This is a genomic window from Tistrella bauzanensis, from assembly GCF_014636235.1.
Lineage (GTDB): Bacteria > Pseudomonadota > Alphaproteobacteria > Tistrellales > Tistrellaceae > Tistrella > Tistrella bauzanensis.
On the sequence record NZ_BMDZ01000037.1, the window covers coordinates 29,163 to 49,199 of the forward strand.

General features: G+C 66.1%; 15 protein-coding genes and 1 tRNA gene. 8 read left to right on the forward strand and 8 right to left on the reverse strand.

Features of this window, described 5'->3' with window-relative positions; genetic code table 11:
• Positions 1–68: 68 nt before the first annotated feature.
• Positions 69–749 carry a TetR/AcrR family transcriptional regulator gene (locus tag IEW15_RS15330; RefSeq protein WP_188579467.1) on the reverse strand — a complete coding sequence of 227 codons (681 nt, stop codon included), beginning with the start codon at positions 747–749 and terminating at the stop codon, positions 69–71.
• Positions 750–904: 155 nt separating this feature from the next.
• Here IEW15_RS15330 and IEW15_RS15335 point away from each other — a divergent pair, with 155 nt between their 5' ends.
• Positions 905–1,927 carry an ABC transporter substrate-binding protein gene (locus tag IEW15_RS15335; RefSeq protein WP_372402246.1) on the forward strand — a complete coding sequence of 341 codons (1,023 nt, stop codon included), beginning with the start codon at positions 905–907 and terminating at the stop codon, positions 1,925–1,927.
• Between the two features lie 127 nt (positions 1,928–2,054).
• Here IEW15_RS15335 and IEW15_RS15340 read toward each other — a convergent pair whose 3' ends face one another.
• Complete coding sequence (locus tag IEW15_RS15340) at positions 2,055–3,266, reverse strand: acyl-CoA dehydrogenase (protein WP_188579471.1); 1,212 nt, start codon at positions 3,264–3,266, stop codon at positions 2,055–2,057.
• 383 nt (positions 3,267–3,649) lie between these two features.
• On the opposite strand from IEW15_RS15340, the gene IEW15_RS15345 reads away from it, so the two are divergent.
• The 4 genes from IEW15_RS15345 (at position 3,650) to IEW15_RS15360 (ending at position 8,594) form a co-directional block, all read left to right on the forward strand.
• Positions 3,650–4,390 carry a TetR/AcrR family transcriptional regulator gene (locus tag IEW15_RS15345; protein WP_188579473.1) on the forward strand — a complete coding sequence of 247 codons (741 nt, stop codon included), beginning with the start codon at positions 3,650–3,652 and terminating at the stop codon, positions 4,388–4,390.
• A 44-nt stretch (positions 4,391–4,434) separates the two neighbouring features.
• Positions 4,435–5,406 (forward strand): zinc-binding dehydrogenase, encoded by a 972-nt coding sequence (locus IEW15_RS15350; RefSeq protein ID WP_188579517.1) that lies wholly within the window; start codon positions 4,435–4,437, stop codon positions 5,404–5,406.
• A gap of 266 nt (positions 5,407–5,672) precedes the next feature.
• A complete protein-coding gene (locus tag IEW15_RS15355; protein ID WP_188579475.1) occupies positions 5,673–7,823 on the forward strand; it encodes a methyl-accepting chemotaxis protein in 2,151 nt (716 codons plus the stop codon).
• A 189-nt stretch (positions 7,824–8,012) separates the two neighbouring features.
• Positions 8,013–8,594, forward strand: a complete 582-nt coding sequence (locus IEW15_RS15360) for a YqaA family protein (RefSeq protein WP_188579477.1) — start codon at positions 8,013–8,015, stop codon at positions 8,592–8,594.
• A gap of 100 nt (positions 8,595–8,694) precedes the next feature.
• Here the strand turns inward: IEW15_RS15360 and IEW15_RS15365 are convergent, their stop codons facing one another.
• On the reverse strand, positions 8,695–11,016 hold the full coding sequence (locus IEW15_RS15365) for a xanthine dehydrogenase family protein molybdopterin-binding subunit (protein ID WP_188579479.1): 2,322 nt from the start codon (positions 11,014–11,016) through the stop codon (positions 8,695–8,697).
• A 297-nt stretch (positions 11,017–11,313) separates the two neighbouring features.
• Here IEW15_RS15365 and chrA point away from each other — a divergent pair, with 297 nt between their 5' ends.
• Entirely contained in the window at positions 11,314–12,516 is a 1,203-nt protein-coding gene (gene chrA, locus IEW15_RS15370) for a chromate efflux transporter (protein ID WP_229708146.1), read from the forward strand.
• 18 nt (positions 12,517–12,534) lie between these two features.
• Here chrA and IEW15_RS15375 read toward each other — a convergent pair whose 3' ends face one another.
• Entirely contained in the window at positions 12,535–13,110 is a 576-nt protein-coding gene (locus IEW15_RS15375; RefSeq protein WP_229708147.1) for a helix-turn-helix domain-containing protein, read from the reverse strand.
• Positions 13,111–13,765: 655 nt separating this feature from the next.
• Between IEW15_RS15375 and rpoH the strand changes: the two genes are divergently transcribed.
• The gene (rpoH, locus tag IEW15_RS15380; RefSeq protein ID WP_188579519.1) at positions 13,766–14,692 is read left to right on the forward strand and encodes an RNA polymerase sigma factor RpoH; all 927 of its coding nucleotides are present in this window, start codon (positions 13,766–13,768) and stop codon (positions 14,690–14,692) included.
• A gap of 162 nt (positions 14,693–14,854) precedes the next feature.
• Here the strand turns inward: rpoH and IEW15_RS15385 are convergent, their stop codons facing one another.
• From IEW15_RS15385 to IEW15_RS15400, 4 genes are all read right to left on the reverse strand, one after another.
• Positions 14,855–15,853, reverse strand: a complete 999-nt coding sequence (locus IEW15_RS15385) for a transglycosylase SLT domain-containing protein (protein ID WP_188579489.1) — start codon at positions 15,851–15,853, stop codon at positions 14,855–14,857.
• 1,075 nt (positions 15,854–16,928) lie between these two features.
• Complete coding sequence (gene phhA, locus IEW15_RS15390; protein ID WP_188579491.1) at positions 16,929–17,801, reverse strand: phenylalanine 4-monooxygenase; 873 nt, start codon at positions 17,799–17,801, stop codon at positions 16,929–16,931.
• 122 nt (positions 17,802–17,923) lie between these two features.
• Positions 17,924–18,499: a GNAT family N-acetyltransferase gene (locus tag IEW15_RS15395; RefSeq protein WP_188579493.1), complete on the reverse strand. Its 576-nt coding sequence runs from the start codon at positions 18,497–18,499 to the stop codon at positions 17,924–17,926.
• A 133-nt stretch (positions 18,500–18,632) separates the two neighbouring features.
• Positions 18,633–19,589, reverse strand: a complete 957-nt coding sequence (locus IEW15_RS15400) for an N-formylglutamate amidohydrolase (RefSeq protein WP_188579495.1) — start codon at positions 19,587–19,589, stop codon at positions 18,633–18,635.
• Between the two features lie 359 nt (positions 19,590–19,948).
• Here IEW15_RS15400 and IEW15_RS15405 point away from each other — a divergent pair.
• Positions 19,949–20,023: transfer RNA gene (locus tag IEW15_RS15405), tRNA-Val, on the forward strand.
• The last annotated feature ends 14 nt before the right edge of the window (positions 20,024–20,037 follow it).

The window sequence follows — 20,037 nt, forward strand, 5'->3', positions numbered from 1 at the left end:
CCTTTCCACCCCTGGGGAATGCGATCAGCCTAGGACGGGTGCGGATATGAGTCAACCAAACAGTTGACTTAATCTGGCGACAAGCCGACCTCTCGCGGCTGAAGGGCCGACAGTACAAAATCGATGACGTGGCGCCGTCGCCGCGATACCTCCCGTGCCGTGTCGAGATTGGTATCAAATATGGCTGAAAGTGTATGGTTATTGGCAAAGAAGAAATAGGCCAGACCGGCGATCGAGATATAGACGTTGATCGGATCCATGTCGGTACGGAACACCCCATCCCGCGCACCTCTGGCCAATGTTTCGTCGATCATCCGCACCAGGGGCGAATGCATTGCCTGGATCTGCGGTGATGATTTGACATGGCGGGCCTCATGACGGTTCTCATCGTTCAGCAGCGCCACCAGCTCCGGATGCTCGGCCAGATGATCGAACGAGAAGCCGACCAGCCGTTCCATGGCCGCGACCGCCGGCAGATCGGCCAGATTGAGCGATTGCTCACGGGCGCGGATTTCTCCATAGACCTGTTCCAGCGCCGCTCGGAACAGGTCGTCCTTGTTGCCGAAATGATGATAGACCAACTGCTTGTTCACGCCGGCCCGGTGGGCGATCTCGTCGACCCGTGATCCGGCCAGACCCTTATCGGCGAATTCGGCAATGGCGGCGGCCAGAAGGGCGCGCCGGGTCGCCTCTGGATCGCGCTTCTGGCGTATCGGCCGCTTGTCATTCATCCGGGCGGTTTCTTCCATCGGGGACAGCTTCCATATTGTCAACCAACCAGTTGATTTAACATTGCCCGGCATCGGGGTGAAGGGCTAAGCTTTTTCGTGGAGGGTCGACCGCCAGCCGCGTGCCCCCGGGATGGGCCGACAGACAAGGGCGGCGGTCGCCAGTGATCAGGGAGATGACGAGGATGAAGAGCGTGACGGTCTTCACCGCCGTGACGGCAGCAGTGGTCGTGGCGGCCACGCTTGGGGGCGCGCCGCGGCCGGCGGCGGCGCTGGAGGATGTGGATCTGGTGCTGAACTGGGTGCCGACCGCCGACCATTCACCCTATTATTACGCCAAGGCGCAAGGCTGGTACGAGGCGGCGGGGATCGATCTTGCCATCGAAACCGGCAAGGGGTCGGGGGTATCGGCCCAGCGCGTGGGTGCGGGCATGTCGGATTTCGGGATCGCCGACATGGCGACGGCCTTGCTTGCCAAGAGCAAGGGCGCGAACCTGACCGCGCTGATGGTGATCTATGCCAACTCCCCGCAGGGCTTCTATTGGCTGAAGAGCACCGGCATCAATGGCCCCGCAGATTTCCCCGGCCACAAGATCGGCAATCCGCCAAGCGACGCGTCGCGGGTGATGTGGCCGGCCTTCGCGCAGAAGGTGGGCATCGCGCCCGATGCGGTCAGCTTCGTGAATGTCAGCCCGCAGGCCAAGATGGCGTCGCTGAAAAGCGGCGCGATCGACGTCACGACCGACTTCTATAACGAGCACGACCTGAAGGTTCGCCAGTTCGGCGACGATCTGGGCTTCGTGGCCTGGCGCGATGTCGGCATCAACCCCTATGGCAATGCGATCATCGTGAATGCCGACTATATGGCGAAGAACCCGGCGGTGGTGAAAGCCTTCACCGAGGTCAGCCAGAAGGCGTTCGCCGCCTGCGTCGCCGATGTCGATCCGTGCCTGAAGGCGCTGCTCGATGCCGCCTCGGGCCTGGACGAAGCCAATCAGCGCGACCAGTGGATGCGGGTCAAGGAGCTGATGCGCGATCCCACCACCACCGGCGTCGCGCTCGGCGCCTTCGACGATGCGCGCCTGCGCGCCGATTACGAGATGGTGAAGACCTATTTCGAGATCGAGCAGCCCTTCGATATCGAGACCGCCTATACCAACGACTATCTCTCGACCGACATCAAGATGCCGGCCGAGTGACGGCCGATAGGGCGGGGGCTGGCTGTGTCGCCATGAACGAAAAACCCCCATCCGTTGCCGGATGGGGGTTTTTCGTTGGAGCCGGCGCCGCCCTGGGGAAGGCGGCGCCGGGCTTATCCGTGTCAGGTCAGCCGATCGCGTGCTTGGCCAGCTCGATCTTGGCGACCGTCTCCTGATGCACCTCGTCCGGGCCGTCGGCCAGGCGCAGGGTGCGGGCGCTGGCATAGGCCTTCGCCAGGAAGAAGTCCTGGCAGACGCCGCCGCCGCCATGGACCTGGATCGCGCGGTCGATCACGCGGGTGGCCATGTTCGGCGCCACGACCTTGATCGCCGCGATCTCGGACTTGGCGTTCTTGTTGCCGACGGTGTCCATCATCCAGGCAGCCTTCATGGTCAGAAGGCGGGCCTGGTCGATCTCCATCCGCGACATGGCGATGTAGTGGCGGGTCATGCCGTGGTCGGCCAGCGTCTTGCCGAAGGCGGTGCGCTGCTGGGCGCGCTTGCACATCAGCTCAAGCGCACGCTCGGCCTGACCGATCAGGCGCATGCAGTGATGAATGCGGCCAGGGCCAAGGCGACCCTGAGCGATCTCGAACCCGCGGCCTTCGCCCAGCAGGATATTCTCGACCGGCACCCGGACATTCTCGAACAGCACTTCGGCATGGCCATGGGGCGCATCGTCATAGCCGAAGACCTTCAGCGGCCGCAGAACCGTCACGCCCGGCGTGTCCATCGGCACCAGGACCATCGACTGCTGACCGTGGCGCGGGCCGTCGAAGCGGGTCTTGCCCATGAAGATCAGGATCTTGCAGCGCGGATCGGGCGCACCGCTGGTCCACCACTTGCGACCGTTGATGACATAGTCGTCGCCATCACGCTCGATGCGGCTTTCGATGTTGGTCGCGTCCGACGACGCCACCAGCGGCTCGGTCATCGCGAAGGCCGACCGGATCTTGCCGGCCAGCAGCGGCTCCAGCCACTGCTTCTTGTGCTCTTCGCTGCCGTAACGCTCCAGCACTTCCATATTGCCGGTGTCGGGGGCGTTGCAGTTGAACACCTCGGGCGCGATCTCGGACCGGCCCATCACCTCGCAGAGCGGGGCGTATTCGGAGTTGGTCAGGCCGGCGCCGCGCTCACTCTCGGGCAGGAACAGGTTCCACAGGCCGGCCGCGCGCGCCTTGGCCTTCAGCTCTTCCACGATCGGCGGGGTGACCCAGCGATCGGGGGAATTCCGGTGCTGCTCCTCAAAGACGCTCTCCGCCGGATAGACGTAGGCGTCCATGAACTCGATCAGCCGTTCCCGGATTTCGTGGGCCCGCGGACTGATGGCGAACTCCATGGGGGCTTCCTCCTGATCTTGGCCGGTCGCAGGACGACCGACGGGCTCGCTAACACTTGTATCAAACAAACGTTTTAACTAGTCTGTGATAGCACAGGCGCCGGGGGCTGTCGATGGGGAAACCGCGCTGTCATGCGAGGGTCTCCGAACGAGCCGCCGGGCGGCTTGCAGGCCGCTCACGCCCAGCGGGGGCGTGACCGGCTGCACATGTCCCTTGCGAATTTACATTGTCCCGACGTCACGCCTGTGTCATCGATATTCGAACGAACGTTGATTTAAAACATCGCCTGAAACGGATTGGTCTCATGAAGGGTAGACATGCCGGCGCACCGGACCCTGCCGGGGCCGCATCCGAAACCGGCGCCAGAGCGACGAGGAAACCGATGGCGGGGTCGGACACCAAGGAACGGATTCTCGACGCGGCCGAGCGTCTGTTCGCCGAGCACACCTATGCCGGTGTCTCGCTCAGGACCATCACGGCCGAAGCGAATGTCAATCTGGCGGCGGTGAATTATCATTTCGGATCGAAGGATGCGCTGCTGCAGGCGGTGTTCCATCGCCGCGCCCGCGATCTGAACCGCGAACGGGTGTCGCTGCTGGCGGAAATCGAGGCGCGCGCCGGCGGGCGGCCGCTGCCATTGGACGACGTGCTCTATGCGCTGCTGGCGCCGCCGATGCGCTGGATGTCCGATCCGGAACGCGGCCTGTCGGTGTTCGTGCAGTTTCTGGCGCGATGCCGCGCCGACGGCACCCCTGAGATGAAAGCGCTGCTGGATCGGGATGTGCGTCATCTGCACCGCTTCGTCACGGCGCTTCAGAAGGCGCTGCCGCAGCTTGCGGCCGAGGAGATCTATTGGCGGCTGCATTTCTCGCTGGGCATGATGCATTACACCATCACCGATCTGAGCCGGCTGGAGGCGATTTCGCAAGGTGTCTGCGACCTTGAGGATTTCGAGGCGCTGGTCCGGCGGATGGTGGCCTTCGCGGCCGCCGGATTCCGAAATGCGCCGCCCCTGCGTGAGATTCCGGCCTTTGCCATCGGCCAGACGGCGGCCGGCGGTGTGGCCGGCGTCCAGGCCGGGATGGATGACGAGCGCGGTGCCCGACAGGGCGCCCAAGACTGAACAGAGACGATCGAAGAAACCGATCGACAACGGAGGAAGACGTGATCAAGGCGGTTCTGTGCACGAAACTCGGTGGTCCTGAGGATCTGATCGTGGCCGAGGTTCCGGCCCCCGAGATGAAGCCCGGCCATGTCCGCGTCCGCGTGCGGGCGGCGGGCGTGAATTTCGCCGACACCCTGATCATTCAGGGCAAATATCAGGTGCGGCCCGAGCTGCCGTTCTCGCCGGGCATCGAGCTTGCGGGCGAGATCACCGAGATCGGCGCCGGCGTCACCGGGGTCTCGGTCGGCCAGCGGGTGATGGGCATGGCGTCGAGCGGCGCCTATACCCAGGAAGTGGTGCTGCCGCAGACCGCGGTGGTTCCCATTCCCGACATGATGGATTTCGAAAGCGCCGCGGCCTTCCCGGTCGCCTATGGCACCTCGCATGTGGCGCTCGAACATCGCGCGAACCTGAAGCCCGGCGAAAAGCTGCTGGTGCTGGGTGCGGCCGGCGGTGTGGGCCTGACCGCGGTCGAGATCGGCGCCGCGATGGGCGCCGAGGTCATCGCTGTCGCCAGCAGCCCCGAAAAGCTTGAGGTCGCCCGCGCCCATGGCGCCACTCATCTGATCGACTATGCCAGGGACGACCTGCGCGAGAAGGTCAAGGAGCTGGTCGGCGGTGTGGACGTGGTCTACGACCCGGTCGGTGGCGGCGCCTTCGATGCCTCGCTCCGCTGCATCAACTGGGAAGGCCGGATTCTGGTCATCGGCTTTGCCAGCGGCACGATCCCGCAGATCCCCGCCAACCTGCTGCTGGTCAAGAACGTCTCCGTCGTCGGAACCTTCTGGGGTGCCTATATGCAGAAGGATCCGAAGATCATCGGGGCCAGTCTGGTCAAGCTGCTTGGCTGGTTTACCGAGGGCAAGCTGAAGCCGCATGTGTCGGAAAGCCACCCGATGGTGGACGCGCCCAAGGCGCTGAAGGCGCTGATGGAGCGCCGCTCGACCGGCAAGGTCGTCCTGACCATGGATTGATTGCCGTCAACCATACGCGCGTACAAATGGCCGCAGCCGTGAGGATGCGGCCAGTTTATTTATATAAAATACAATGTATTGGCGAATTGCGACCCAAAATGCCCGTTTGTGGCGTTTTCGCGACTGCGTCCTAACAGATGATTAACGCTTGGCTGCGATAACTTGGGCTGGGGGAGCTTTGAGATCGTCCAGCAGCAGACGTCATGGCTTCATTGGTCCGGACATCATGAAACCGGGACGTGCAGACAGGGAAGAGGGTATCCGACATGGCGGCTACGGGGCGCGGCTTGCGCATCGTTCATAAAATTCCCGGTGTCATTGTGGCAGCGGTCGCGATCACATCGATCGTGCTTGGCATCGTCGCCTATCTGGTGTCGTCTCGTGAACTGGTTTCGGCCTCCGAAACCAAACTCGTGGCCATCACCAATGCCCGCGCCGACCGGCTGGGCGATTATCTGGATGGGGTGCGGTCGGATGTGGCCGTGCTCGCCGACAACTCGGTCCTGCGCCAGACGCTGATCGACTTCACCTATGCCTTCGAGCTGATTTCGCTGATGGACGACGATCCGTCGGCGATCCTTCAGAAGTCATATGTGGCCGACAATCCTGAAACCGATCGCGGCCTGCTCGACAAGGCGCGTGACGGCACCTTCTTCAGCGACAGTCATGAACGCTATCACCCCTGGCTGCGCGCGGCGTCGCGTTCCAAGGGCTATGCCGACCTCTATCTCGTCGACAAGAATGGCTGGGTCATCTATTCGGTCGAGAAGAACACCGATTTCGCGGTGAAGCTGGATGACAGCCCGGTCGGCCAGGGCGGGCTGGGTCGTGCCGCCGCCGCTGCCGCCGCGTCCGAGCCCGGCACGGTCTCGCTGGTCGACTTCACCTATCATCAGCCGGCGAATAACGAGGTCAGCGCCTTCCTGTCGGTGCCGGTGTTCGGCGATGGTGGCTATGTCGGCGCCGTCGTCGTCCGCCTGTCGGTCCAGGGCGTCGACAAGGTCATGCAGAGCGCGCAAGGGCTGGGCGAGACCGGCGAGACCTATCTCGTCGGCTCCGACGGCTATATGCGCTCGAACTCGCGCCTCACCGCCGACACCACGGTGCTTGAGCGGCAGATCACCTCGGATGCCGTGGCGGCGGCACTGGCCGGCAAGACCGGCAGCACCCGCGAGATCGGCCCCAATGGCTATCCGGTGCTGACCGCCTATACACCGCTTGAATTCCTGGGCCAGCGCTGGGCGGTGATCGCCGACATGGCCGAGGACGAGATGCTGGCGCCGGTCGCCACCATGCGCAACATCATCGCCGCGGTGGCGCTGGGCCTGATCGTGATCGTGGGCACCATCGGCCTGATCGTCGCCCGTGGCGTCACCCGGCCGCTGGGTCGGATGACCGGTGCCATGAAGACCCTGTCCAGCGGCGACCTCACCGTCGACATCCCCGACCGCGACCGCAGCGATGAGATCGGCGAAATGGCGGCCTCGGTGCAGGTGTTCAAGGATGCGATGGTCGAAAGCCAGCGTCTGGCTGAAGAACAGCGCGCCGACCAGGAGGCCAAGGCCCGTCGCGCCGAACAACTGGTGCAGTTGACCCGCGGCTTCGACGACCGGGTCAGCGGCGTGCTGCGCGGCGTGACCTCGGCTGCGACCGAACTGGATGCCACCGCGCGGTCGATGTCGTCGACCGCCGATGGTGCCCGTCACCAGTCGGAAGACGTGGCCCATGCCACGGCCCAGGCGACCGAGAACGTGCAGACCGTGGCGGCCGCGGCGGAAGAGTTGTCGCATTCGATCACCGAGATCGGCCGGCAGGTCCACAAATCGTCGACCATCGCCGGTCGCGCGGTCGACGAGGCCGAGCGCACCAACCAGACCGTCTATGGTCTGGCGGCGGCGGCCGAGAAGATCGGCGACGTGGTGCGGCTGATCACCGATATTGCCGAACAGACCAACCTGCTGGCGCTGAACGCGACCATCGAGGCGGCCCGTGCCGGTGAAGCCGGCAAGGGCTTCGCGGTGGTGGCTTCGGAAGTGAAGAGCCTGGCCAATCAGACGGCGCGGGCGACCGAGGAAATCTCCACCCAGATCGCGGCGGTGCGCGGCGAGACCAATCAGGCGATCGGGGCCATCGAGGGCATCCGCAAGATCATCGTCGAGATCAACGACATCGCCACCTCGATCGCAAGCGCTGTCGAGGAGCAGAGTGCCGCCACCCAGGAAATCGCCTCGAACGTCCAGGCGGCGGCCCGTGGCACCGAGCAGGTGAGCCGCAGCGTCGAGGATATGCGCGACGCGGCCCAGGCCACCGGCAGCGCCTCGCAGCAGATCCTGGCCTCGGCCGGCGAACTGGCCCGTCAGGCCAGCGATCTGGACGGCGAGGTGCGCGGCTTCCTGGATGCCGTGCGCGCCGGCTGATCCTCTGGCCCTTGGTTGACGACATCTGACAAGGCCCCGGACGGGTTGCTCCCGTCCGGGGCTTTTGCGTGAGCGGGCAGGCAGTTGTGGAGGGGGGCGCGGCGCGATGCTACTGTGCGCCCGCTCGTGCGATGGTCACGGGTGTCACGAGGGGGCGGCGCTGCCGCAGTCAGGGAGAAGACCGCGCCGATGCTGCGCCGCATGTATGACAAGACCATGGCCCTGGCCGGCCATCGCCATGCCGAGCGGGCGCTGGGCGTGGTCAGCTTCGCCGAAAGCTCGTTCTTTCCGATTCCGCCGGATGTGATCCTGGCGCCGATGGTGCTGGCGCAGCGGTCCAAAGCCTGGCGGTTCGCGGCGATCTGCACGATCACCTCGGTCTTCGGCGCGCTGCTGGGCTATCTGATCGGTTACGGCCTGTTCGAGACCATCGGTCAGCCGATCCTCGATTTCTATGGGCTGAACCAGGATTTCGCGGCGGCGGCGGAACGCTATAACGAACTGGGCTGGGTGATGGTGCTGCTGGCCGGTATCACGCCGATCCCGTTCAAGGTGATCACCATCACCAGCGGCGTGACCGGGCTGAACATCGTCACCTTCATCCTGGCCAGCATCGTCGCGCGTGGCATCCGCTTCTATGCCGTCACCGCCATCATCTACTGGTTCGGCCCGAAAACCCTGCAGATCATCGAAAAGCGGCTGGGGCTGTTTACCGCCCTGTTCTGCATTCTGCTGATCGGCGGTTTCGTGGTGATGCGCTTCGTGCTCTGACCCGTCGGCACCGTCCCCGGGCGATGATCATGCAAAAGGCCCCGCCGGATCACCACCGGCGGGGCCTTTCGCATATCGACGGCGTGACCTGGCGGGTTGGTCAGGCGGCGGCGGTCGCGCGGGCGGCGGTCAGCACGGCCCAGACCCGGGCCGGGGTGGCCGGCATGTCGATCTCGGGCGCGCCCGCGCGGGTCAGGGCGTCGTTGATCGCGTTCATGATCGCCGGGCAGGCGCCGATGGTGCCGGCCTCGCCGCAGCCCTTCGATCCCAGGCCGCTGGAGGCGGTGGGCATGTCTTCATGCAGCGTGATGTCCAGGAAGATCATGTCGTCGGCCCGGGGCATGCCGTAATCCATGAAGCTGCCGGTCATGAGCTGGCCGCTGTCGTCGTCATAGACCGCGTGCTCGATCAGCGCCTGACCCAGCCCTTGCGCGACGCCGCCCTGAACCTGGCCCTTCACGATCATCGGATTGACCACCTTGCCGAAATCATCGGCGACGGTATAGCGCACCGGCTCCACCCGTCCGGTCTCGGGGTCGATTTCCACCTCGGCGACGTGGCAGCCATTGGGGAAGGTGGGGGCGGGGCGGTCGAAGACCCGGCTTTCGTCCAGCGGCTCGCCGCCATCCAGGGCGATCCGCGCCACCTCTTCGATGCCGATGCCCAGATCGGTGCCGGCGACCGTGAACCGGCCGGCCTCGAAGCGGATATCGTCGCTGGCGGCTTCCAGCCGGTCGGCGGCAATGCCGCGCGCCCGTTCCACCACCGCTTCCGATGCCAGCCGGATCGCCGATCCCGCCATCTGCAGCGAGCGTGATCCGCCGGTGCCGCCGCCGGTGCGGATTTCGGCGGTATCGCCCATCACCACCCGGACCTTGTCGAAGGGCATGCCGGTCAGCTCGGCCGCCACCTGGGCGAAGGCGGTCTCGTGACCCTGGCCGTTGGACTGGGTGCCGACCAGCACGGTTGCCGAGCCGTCGGCCTCGAACCGGATACGGGCCTCTTCCTTCGGATTGCCCTGGGTCCATTCGATATAGCTGGCAAGGCCGATGCCGCGCAGCAGGCCGCGGGCTTCCGACTGGCGGCGGCGCTCGGCGAAGCCCGCCATATCGGCGGCGGCCAATGCCCGCCGCTGCATCTCGGCGAAGTCGCCGGTGTCGTAAGTGGTGCCCATGGCGTTGGTATGGGGCATCGCGTCGGGGCGGATATAGTTGATCTGACGCAGGGCCTCAGGGCTTCGGCCAGTGGCGCGGGCGGCGGCGTCGATCAGCCGCTCGATCAGATAATTGGCCTCGGGCCGGCCGGCGCCGCGATAGGCATCGACCGGCGCGGTGTTGGTGAACACGCCCCGGACATGCAGGCTGGCCACCGGGATGTCATAGACCGTGGTGGCAAGGCCGGCCGCCGCCGATGTCGGGATCATCGCGCCGAATTGTGACGCATAGGCGCCCAGATTGGCGATGGTATCCACCTCGAAGGCGGTGAAGCGGCCATCGGTATCGAGCGCCATGCGGGCATGGGTGCGCAGGTCGCGGCCATGGGCGTCGGTCAGCAGGCTTTCCGAGCGGTCGCCGGTCCATTTCACCGGCCGGCGCAGTTTGCGGGCTGCATAGGTGACGGCGACATGTTCCGGATAGAGGAAGATCTTCATGCCGAAGCCGCCGCCGACATCCGGCATCACCACCCGGAACTCGTCGGCCGGCACCTTGAACACCGCATCGGCCAGAATGCCGCGCATGCCATGAACGCCCTGGCCGTTGGTGTGGACCACGGTCTGGCCGGTTTCGGCGTCGATATGGGCGTTGATCGCGCGGGGCTCGATCGGGTTGGCCGAGACCCGGTTGTTGACGATGTCGATCTCGACCACGGTCGCGGCTGCGGCCATGGCGGCGTCGACCTCGGTCGCCTTGCCCTGGCGCCAGTCGAAACACAGATTGCCCGGGCTGCCATCGTGGACGGCCACGGTGTCGCCCGCCAGCGCGCGCGCCGGATCGACCACCACCGGGCGTTCTTCATAATCCACCGCCACCAGTTCGGCGGCATCGCGCGCCAGCACCGGATCGGTCGCGATCACCATCGCCACCGCCTCGCCGGCGAAATGCACCGCCTCACTGGCGATCGCCGGACGCTTCGGTGCCTGCATCGGCGTGCCGTCGGCATTCTTCACCCGCGCCACCGCCGGCACGCCGCCGATGCCGTCGGCATCGAGATCGGCGCCGGTGAACACGGCGACCACACCGTCGGCCGCGCGCGCGTCTGCCACGTCGACCGCATTGATCCGGGCACTGGCATAGGGGCTGCGCACGAAGCTGGCATAAAGCTGGCCATCGAGCACGATATCGTCGGTATAGCGGCCATGACCGGTCAGGAAGCGACGATCCTCGACACGGCGCACGGACTGGCCAATTCCGAATTTCAGCATGGAGCAGATGTCCCTGGCAGGTCTGCGGCCGTTCGCCGCCGCGTGGGGGAGCCCGTGAGGCCCAACGGCCACCACGGGGCATGAGCCTAGCTGATCGGGGGCTGGCGGTGCAATGCCGGGACGGTCGGTCGGTGCGGGTGACGGTCACATGATCATGACGTTTCGATGACCGCACGGGCGGATGGTTGCCGCGGTTGTGGGCCGGGCGATATCGTCGGCCGGCGGATGATGACCGATGGGGGGCAGATGGGGCAGGACCATGATGCGACGACAACCCCGGCTGTTGCCGGCGGAGGGATGGCCGAGGTATTCGGCGCGTTCCTGAAGCTGGGCTGCACCGCCTTCGGCGGCCCGGTCGCCCATCTGGGGTTCTTCCGCACCGAATTCGTCGATCGGCGGGGCTGGCTGGACGATGCCGACTATGCCCGGCTGGTGGCGCTGTGCCAGTTTCTGCCCGGTCCCGCCAGCAGCCAGGTCGGCATCGCGCTGGGCCTGGGGCGGGCGGGGCTGGGCGGCGCGCTGGCGGCCTGGGCCGGGTTCACCCTGCCATCGGCCTTGCTGATGATCATGGCCGGGCTCGCGGTCGCGGCGGGGCAGGGGGGCGGCTGGCTGCCCGACGGCCTGACCACCGGCCTGAAGATTGCGGCGCTGGCAGTGGTGGTGCAGGCGGTGGCCGGAATGGCGCGCAGTCTGGCGCCCGATGCCCGGCGGATGACGCTGGCGGTGGCGGCCGCCGCCTTGGCGCTGATGGTTCCGGGGCTGGCGGGGCAGTTGGGCGGCATTCTTCTGGGGCTGATCGTGGCGGCGGTGGTGCCGCTCGACGCCGATGCAGCGACGCCGGCGGCGACGCCGGCCACACCTGCTGTCGGCCGCGCCGCCATACGCCCCGCAACCCGTCTTGTGCGGCGGCGGGCGGCGCTGGTGGCGGCGGTGCTGTTCGTGGCCGGGCTGGTGCTGCTGCCGCTGCTTGGCGCCGGCGGCGGGCCGCTGGCCACGCTCGCCGACGGCATGTATCGCGCCGGCAGCTTGGTGTTCGGCGGTGGCCATGTGGTGCTGCCGCTGCTGGCGGCCGAAACCGCGCCGCAGGTCGACGCGCAGGCCTTCATGATGGGCTATGGTCTGGCGCAGGCGGTGCCGGGGCCGCTGTTCACCTTCGGCGCCTTTCTTGGTGCCGTGGCCGGCGGCTGGATCGGCGGCGTGGTGGCGCTGGTCGCGATCTTCCTGCCGGCCTTCCTGCTGGTGGTGGCGGTTCTGCCGCTGTGGGACCGGGTATCGCGCCGGCCATGGGCGCGCCGGCTGCTGGCCGGGGTGAATGCGGCGGTTCTGGGGCTGTTGATGGCCGCACTTTATGATCCGGTCTTCACCAGCGCGGTTGCCGGGCCGCGAGACGCGGCGCTGGCGCTGGTCGCCCTGGTGGCGTTGCTGGTGTGGCGGCTGCCGGTCTGGGCGCTGGTACCGGCCGCGGCCGCGGCCGGCATGGCGGCGGCCGCGATCGGCTGACGGGGGGCAGCCGACAGATCAGGCGGGCTGGACCTCGGCACGACGCTCGCGGCGGCGATAGATGGTCGAACTGCTGATGCCGAGCAACTGGGCTGCGCGGGTGACATTGCCCTGGCAGAGAAGAATGGCCCGTTCGATGGTCTCGTCGATGACATCGTCCAGCGGCCGGATCAACTGCGCCGGGTCGTCTTCGGGCAGGGCCAGCGAGCCGGCGCGCCAGGTCATCGCCATCGTCACCGCATGAGCGATCCGGGTGGGGCTGGCATTGTTGCTCACGACATCGATCGCGCCCGCGCGCATGGCGCCAACCACCACGTCGTCGTCATCTTCCGGCAGACGGACGAAAATCGGCCGGATATCGGGCACGATCGCGACCAGACGCTGGATCAGGCCGGTGCGCGGCATGTCGTCGAACCGGCCGATCATCACCACCGGCGGATGTGACACGCGGATTGCGGCCATGGCGCGCTGTCCATCGGGGACGGCGGTGCGGGGCATCCGCATCAGTGGACCCACCGCCTGGTCGAAGGCGGCAAAACTGTCGGCACGCCCGACGAGCAGCAGGGCGGGGCGACGGTCTGGTGCGGGCTGCATGTGTTGCATCGGCTTCTCGTCTTTCTAGGGCGGATCGCCGGAGGGCTGGGAGCCGGATTGGCCGGGGGATCGGTTTCGGGGCGATGGGCGGAAGACGCCGTCCACCGTGAGCGTGTGCGGCTGCCGGTGCCGCGTCGTGGCCGGATGCAACTTGCGACGATTTCGGCGCCCTGCATTGCATTCCGCAATCCTGCGGGGCCGTTTCGCCGTCCGTCCGCTGCATCCGGCGTCGGATACCCCTCAAGCGCAAAAGCTGTGCCACGGCCTTCCCCCGCGAACAGGGGGGGCGCCGACATATCGGAACCGCCGGGCGCATCGCGGGTTGATCGCGCAGTGCCGCCGCCCGGCGGACCGCCCGCGGCCGGACAATTGAAGACCTTTGAAGACACAGGGACTGCGCTTGCGGAGCGGGACACAAGGAGTACGATCGGCATCGTGGATCGGATGCCGGCTGATTGCGTTGAAGCGCGACGGGCACGACATTGCCGGCCGGTCCGCAGCCGACACTGAATGATCACGGCAGGCTGTCTTGCCGGGGCGCTTTGTCGTACCCATCTTGAGACGGACATGCCGATCGGATGCCGACTACCGGGTCCGGCGGCATTTTCGGTCTCGACGACGAAAGGAGCAGGTCTTGGTCGCTCATCTTCCCGCCATGTCGGGCGGCAGCAATCTGTCGACCTATCTGAACGAGATTCAGAAGTACCCGATCCTTGCGGCGGACGAGGAGTTCATGCTGGCCTGTCGCTGGCGTGACCATGCCGACGCTGAAGCCGCGCGCCGCCTGATCACCAGCCATCTGCGGCTGGTGGCGAAGATCGCGCTGGGCTATCGGGGCTATGGTCTGCCGCTGGAGGATGTGATCGCCGAAGGCAATGTCGGCCTGATGCAGGCCGTGAAGCGCTTCGACCCCGATCGCGGCTTCCGCCTGTCCACCTATGCGATGTGGTGGGTGCGGGCCTCGATCCAGGAATTCATCCTGCGGTCATGGTCGCTGGTCAAAATGGGCACGACGGCTGCCCAGAAGAAACTGTTCTTCAACCTGCGCCGGCTGAAGAACCAGATGAACGCCATCGAAGCCGGCGATCTGCCACCCGAGGTGGTGAAGAAGATCGCCACCGAGCTGGATGTGGGCGAGCACGAGGTGGTGGAGATGAACCGCCGCTTCGCCGGCCCCGATCAGTCGCTGAACGCGCCGGTCTCGGCCGAAGGTGATGCCGAGTGGCAGGACTGGCTGACCGACAGCCGCCCCAGCCAGGAAACCACGGTTGCCGAGAATGAGGAACAGACCAAGCGCATGTCGCTGATGCAGTCGGCGCTTGAGGATCTGAACGAGCGCGAGCGCCACATCTTCACCGAGCGGTGCCTGAAGGAGCCGGCGGCGACGCTGGAGGATCTGGCCCAGGTTTACGGCATCAGCCGCGAGCGGGTGCGCCAGATCGAGGTGCGCGCCTTCGAGAAGGTGCAGAAGAAGACGCTGGATCTGGCGATCGCCGATGGTGTGGTGAACGAGCAGCAGATCCTGGCGGCGCGCGCCTCGGGCGGCCATCGCCAGTTGCGCGGCAGCAATCAGCCGAACTGACCGCCGGCGAAACCGGCCCGCGCGGTTCGGGACTTAAAGCGGTCTTGATATCTGGAATCGGACAACCCGCCCCGGCATTGCCGGCGGCGGGTTTTTCATGGCCGCGTGTTGTGGCTGAACCGATACGCCGCGTGGCCTGTGGGCCTGTCGGAAAGCCCGGGGTCATTGCAGCGCGATGCTGCCGCTGCCGCGCATCATCCGCAAGGTCTGCCCGGTGGGCGAGCGATAGATCCCGCGCGAGGTCGGCAGCGCCGGCCCGGCGGTGGCGCCACGGGCGATCTGGGGCATATGGGCGCGGCTGGGGGGGGTGCGTGGTGCGATGGCACCGGCCCCTGCCTCGTCGGCCTCGATATCGGCGGCGGCCAGACGGGTCTCGTCATCGGCCGGACGGGGGGCATCAGTCAATGCGGTGATGGCGGGCAGCGCCGCAATGCTCTGCGGGTTGGAACGGGGCGGCTGGGCGATGCGCGATGGCGGCGCGGGGCGGCGGGCATCGTCTTCGCCATGGCCGTTGCGGTCCAGCCAGAAGCCCAGCACCCGGTCGCGATAGGGTTTGGAATGGCTGGGCGTGCGGCTGTGATAATAGCCGACCGCCCGGGTCCAGGTTTCGGTCTCGGTCTGAAGCGATTTCAGGAAGCGGGCCGCATAATCGGCATTATGCGCCGGGTCGACCATCTGCTCCAGGCTGTCGAATTCCTTGCCGTGGAAATGAAAATTCACCTGCATGCAGCCGATGTCGATATTGCGCACGCCCTTGGCGCGCAGGCTGCGGATCTCGGCCAGCGTTTCGGCACGGCTTGCCAGGTAGCGGCCACGGCCCTCGGCATAGATCGTCCAGGGCCAGGCAGTTCTTGCCGCCGCCTCTTTGCTCCACCGGCCCGATTCCGCCAGCGCGATCGCCGCCAGCAGGCCATCCGGCAATCCGTGCCGGTCTTCGGCGTCGCTGATGGCGCGGTCGCAGATCGCCCAGTCGGCGTCGCCGGCAGCCTTGGCCGGCGCCATCGCCAACAGCAGGCCGGCCACGGCAAGGGCGGTGGCCAGCATGGCAAATCCCAGGCGTGGCGCGGCTTTCAGCGTGGCGAGCCGTGGCCGCACCGCGCCGGCAGTCGACGCCGGGGTGGGTGACATGTGGCCATGGGGATGAGGGGTGGTGGGTAACATCGCGGAACTTCCGACGGATGAGGGGCGGCGCTGACGGGAATCATGGCCCCGAGCTGGTCCCCCACTTCATTCAAGTTCCATGCCAAAAGGGCTTCGGTGACGGGCCAACCGGCCGCATGACTGATGCATAAATTAAGGGCACGAATTAAGCTTGCCTCTTTGGTCGGCACCCCTTATATGTTGCAACGCGGCAGGCTGAATGCTCAGGCGTTCGCGGCCGTGGCCCATCTTTTGGGCGTTTCCTCCCTAGACTTTGGGCCGTGCCAGTCTTCTGGCGCGGCCTTTTTTTCAGGGCGCGTCCAGCGCGGATGTCGCGATGGACTCCGGCATTCATGCTGCATCTGCGCAGATGCCGAACGGGCATGCTGGCCATGCATATCCTGCATGAAGTCGCGGAATTGAAGGCTTTTTTGCCAAAAGTGGCCGCACAAAAAACGCCACAATCCCCTTGACCCTTTGTGCGGCGCAACGTATCTTGAGTCTTGTAACGGGCGCTTGGCGGCGCCGCTGTTGCAGCCCAGTTTTTGGGCGTTTCCTCCCTAGACTTGGGCCGTATCAGTTCTTCTGGTACGGCCTTTCTTTTTGCGCCGAATATGTTGCGGTGCGGCAAAATCTCCGCTGCAGATCGCGGATCAGGCAACCCTGCCCAGGCAGGATTTGTCCTTGGTTAGGAACCCGTCCTGCGGGTGTGAAACCGATTACAGTTCCCCTCTTGACTGATGCTGCGTCGCAGCGTATCTTTTGCAGTGCGTCATGAGGTGCTGAGGCATCTGGTGATGCAGCCCATCTTCTTGGGCGTTTCCTCCCTAGACTTTGGGCCGCGCCAGTCTTCTGGTGCGGCCTTTTTTTGTCAGAACCAGTGCTCTGTCACGGTTTGACGGTGTAGTCTCTGAGGCTCCCATCGGGACGGCGATCAGGGCGGGGCCGCTCCGCTATGTCCGTGCGACAGGTCGGCAACCGTCATGCGCCGTCGGCAGGGTCGGATATCCGGCGGCGCGTGCGGGCCGCGGCCGGCACCGGCCATCAGGAATTGACGGCCGATGCCGGTATCCGATCGGTCTCGGTCGGGCGGCGTTCAGGCGGCGGCGCTGTCGGTGCCCGGCGGGTTGGGGGCAAAACGACGGTCTTCCGGCAGCACCTGTCCCGGCTCGTAATCGCTGGCCGTGGCCATCTCGTCATAGATCGGCTGGAAATCCTGGGCGGTTTCCTCGAACAGTTCTTCGAACGAGCGGATGACGAAATAGGTCTCCTGGAAATCGTCGATGCGATATTTCGTCCGCATCACCCGCTTCAGGTCGAAACCCAGCCGGTTGGGCTTCGGGCTTTCCAACGCATAGATCGACTCGCCCTTCGACGATGCGATGCCGGATCCATAGATCCGCAGCCCGTCATCGGTGGCGATCAGCCCGAATTCCACCGTGTACCAGTAAAGCCGGGCCAGATTGTGCAGGCTGTCGCGCGATGAGGCGCGCAGGCCGGCCTGACCATAGGCCTGCATGTAATCGGCGAAGACCGGGTTCATCAGCAGCGGCACATGGCCATAGATGTCATGGAAGACATCGGGTTCCTGCAGATAGTCCAACTGGGCGCGGCTGCGGATGAAGCTGGTCGACGGAAACCGGCGTTCCGACAGATGGCGGAAGAACACCTCGTCCGGCACCAGCCCCGGCACGCAGACGATGCGCCAGCCGGTGGCCTTTTCCAGCACGTCGCTCAACCGCTCGAAATTCGGCACGCCCTCGGCGGCGATGCCAAGCCCGGTCAGGCCATCGATGAAGGCGGGCACGGCGCGGTCCCGCAGGATACCGGCCTGGCGCTCGAACAGCAGGCGCCAGATCGCGTGCTCCTCCTCGGTCAGCGTCTCCCAGCGCTGATCCGTGGTGAAGTCGTCCCGGATCTCGGCCGGGTGGTCGCGATAGCTTGGGGTCGTGGTCATGAAAATCCTCATCGCTCCGATAAAGGGGGCGTTTGAGGCCGAGTCTGCGCGCCGCCCCGGCGATTTTCAAGCCTGGATGGTTTCAAATGAAACGAATAACGGGCGCGCGCGGCAGCGCCCGCCATTCGCCTGCATCAGTCGTCGGGCTGGGTCGATGCGCCTTCGCCCAGGCTGCGCTGAAGCATGATCGCATCGATCCAGCGGCCGAATTTATGGCCGATCGCCTTGAACTCGCCGGCATGGACGAAGCCCAGCCCCTGATGCAGGGCCAGCGAGGCCGGGTTGCCGGGGTGGCCGATCACCGCCACCATCTGGCGGAATCCGGCGGCCGTGCAGCGCCGGACCAGTTCGGCCAGCACGGCCCTGCCCAGGCCGCGCCCGGTCTGTCCACGGCCGACATAGACCGAGTTCTCGACCGTGAACCGATAGGCGGCACGCATCCGGAAGGGGGCGGCATAGGCGAAGGCCTTGATCTCGCCATCTTCCACCGCCACCAGATAGGGCAGGCCACGGTCCAGCGCCGCCAGCCGGCGGGCGCGCATCTCGTTCAGATCCGGCGCCACCAGCTCGAAGCTGACGGTGGTGTTCGCCACGTAATAGGTATAGATCGCATGCACCTGCGCCATATCGGCGTCGGTCGCGTCGCGGACGATGACGCCCGGTTGGGGCAGCGGGTGGCGGTCGGGCTTGGGCATGGTCAGTACAGCCATCGGAAACGGGGCGCCCTTCGATCATCGAAGCTGGGTCGCAGCCCGGACCGCGGGCGACGGTCGGGCCGGTGGCGGGCATCCTTGCGGATGCCGGGGTGCCGGGACGGCGGCAGAGGCCGGCGTGCCGCGGCGGTCAGCCTCGTCGTTCCACGCCGATGGCGGCCAGCAGCGCCGTATCCCGTCCCATCGTGTCGATCAGCCGGGCGATATCGGCCGCCACGGCCTCGAAGCCCGGCAGCGGGCGAAGCCGCGCCTCGTCCATATACAAAGCGCGGTTGATCTCGATCTGCAGGGCATGCACGCCGGCGATCGGCCGGCCGTAATGTTCGGTCACGAAGCCGCCGGCATAGGGGCGGTTGCGGGCGACGTTATAGCCCATCCGCTCAAGCGTGATCTGGGCGGTGTCGATCACCCGCGGCGCACAGGCGGCGCCGAAGCGGTCGCCCAGCACGAAATCCACCCGCGGCGCGCCAGGGTCGTGGTCCATCGGTCCGCCGACCGAGGGCATGGAATGGCAGTCGACCAGCAGCACGCCGCCGAACCGGCTGCGGACCTCGTCGATGGTCGCCTTCAGCGCCGCATGATAGGGAAAGTAATAGCGCGCGATCCGCAGTTCCGCTTCGGCCCAGAGCAGCTTGCGGGCATAGATTTCCAGCCCGTTGGTCACGACCCGGGCAATGGTGCCGAGCCCGCCGAGCACGCGGCGGGAATTGGCGTTCACGAAGCTTGGCACGCCATCCGCGAACATCTGCGGGTCGATCTCATAGGCCTCGCGGTTTACGTCGACATAGGCGCGCGGAAACCGGGCGCGCAGCAGCGGCGCGCCCAGTGCCGGGGCGGCACCATACAGCCCGTCGACAAAGGCATCTTCCGAATTGCGCAGGGTCAGCGGGCCGAGCCTTGATGCATCGCGGAACCCTTCCGGATAGCAGTCACCGGAATGGGGCGAGGCAAAGACGAAGGGCAGGCGCGGATGGGCCGGGCGCAATACCTCGACGGCGGGGTCGACGAGGTCGTCGATCCCGTAGATGGCGGCTGCCGCCGCGACCGCGTCCACGCGGTCTTCCATGTCGAAGGCGATGTCGGCCATCGGTCAGGCGTATCCCCCGATCTGCCGCCGGTGCAAAGCCATCCGGTCCCATCCGAAGTGCCGCACCGATCCAGGGGCACATGAATACGGCATTCCGGCGCCCCTGTCATCATCATGGGCCGAAAACCATGGGGCTGGCGACCGGAAACCGGCCATGTGCCCGGCGCATGGCGGCGGGCGGCGGAGAAACGGGTCGGGTGCCGGATGGCCGGGGAGGCGGGTGCCGGATGGCTGGAGATGACATTCAGGCATCATCGGCGCATTTCCATGCTTGCGTGACCGGATGGCCTGCGCTATATCAACGCCCACATCAGAGCCGGGCAGGCAGCACATGCAGGCAGCGGGTCGGATGCGGACAAGGGCGCGTAGCTCAGCGGTAGAGCACTACGTTGACATCGTAGGGGTCACAAGTTCAAACCTTGTCGCGCCCACCATCAAAACCCCCTGG

Coding starts and splice junctions, on each gene's coding strand:
- IEW15_RS15330 (WP_188579467.1), bottom strand. CDS start 749: ATGGAAGAAACCGCCCGGATGAATGACAAGCGGCCGATACGCCAGAAG.
- IEW15_RS15335 (WP_372402246.1), top strand. CDS start 905: ATGACGAGGATGAAGAGCGTGACGGTCTTCACCGCCGTGACGGCAGCA.
- IEW15_RS15340 (WP_188579471.1), bottom strand. CDS start 3,266: ATGGAGTTCGCCATCAGTCCGCGGGCCCACGAAATCCGGGAACGGCTG.
- IEW15_RS15345 (WP_188579473.1), top strand. CDS start 3,650: ATGGCGGGGTCGGACACCAAGGAACGGATTCTCGACGCGGCCGAGCGT.
- IEW15_RS15355 (WP_188579475.1), top strand. CDS start 5,673: ATGGCGGCTACGGGGCGCGGCTTGCGCATCGTTCATAAAATTCCCGGT.
- IEW15_RS15360 (WP_188579477.1), top strand. CDS start 8,013: ATGCTGCGCCGCATGTATGACAAGACCATGGCCCTGGCCGGCCATCGC.
- IEW15_RS15365 (WP_188579479.1), bottom strand. CDS start 11,016: ATGCTGAAATTCGGAATTGGCCAGTCCGTGCGCCGTGTCGAGGATCGT.
- chrA (WP_229708146.1), top strand. CDS start 11,314: ATGGCCGAGGTATTCGGCGCGTTCCTGAAGCTGGGCTGCACCGCCTTC.
- IEW15_RS15375 (WP_229708147.1), bottom strand. CDS start 13,110: ATGCAGCCCGCACCAGACCGTCGCCCCGCCCTGCTGCTCGTCGGGCGT.
- rpoH (WP_188579519.1), top strand. CDS start 13,766: ATGTCGGGCGGCAGCAATCTGTCGACCTATCTGAACGAGATTCAGAAG.
- IEW15_RS15385 (WP_188579489.1), bottom strand. CDS start 15,853: ATGTTACCCACCACCCCTCATCCCCATGGCCACATGTCACCCACCCCG.
- phhA (WP_188579491.1), bottom strand. CDS start 17,801: ATGAGGATTTTCATGACCACGACCCCAAGCTATCGCGACCACCCGGCC.
- IEW15_RS15395 (WP_188579493.1), bottom strand. CDS start 18,499: ATGGCTGTACTGACCATGCCCAAGCCCGACCGCCACCCGCTGCCCCAA.
- IEW15_RS15400 (WP_188579495.1), bottom strand. CDS start 19,589: ATGGCCGACATCGCCTTCGACATGGAAGACCGCGTGGACGCGGTCGCG.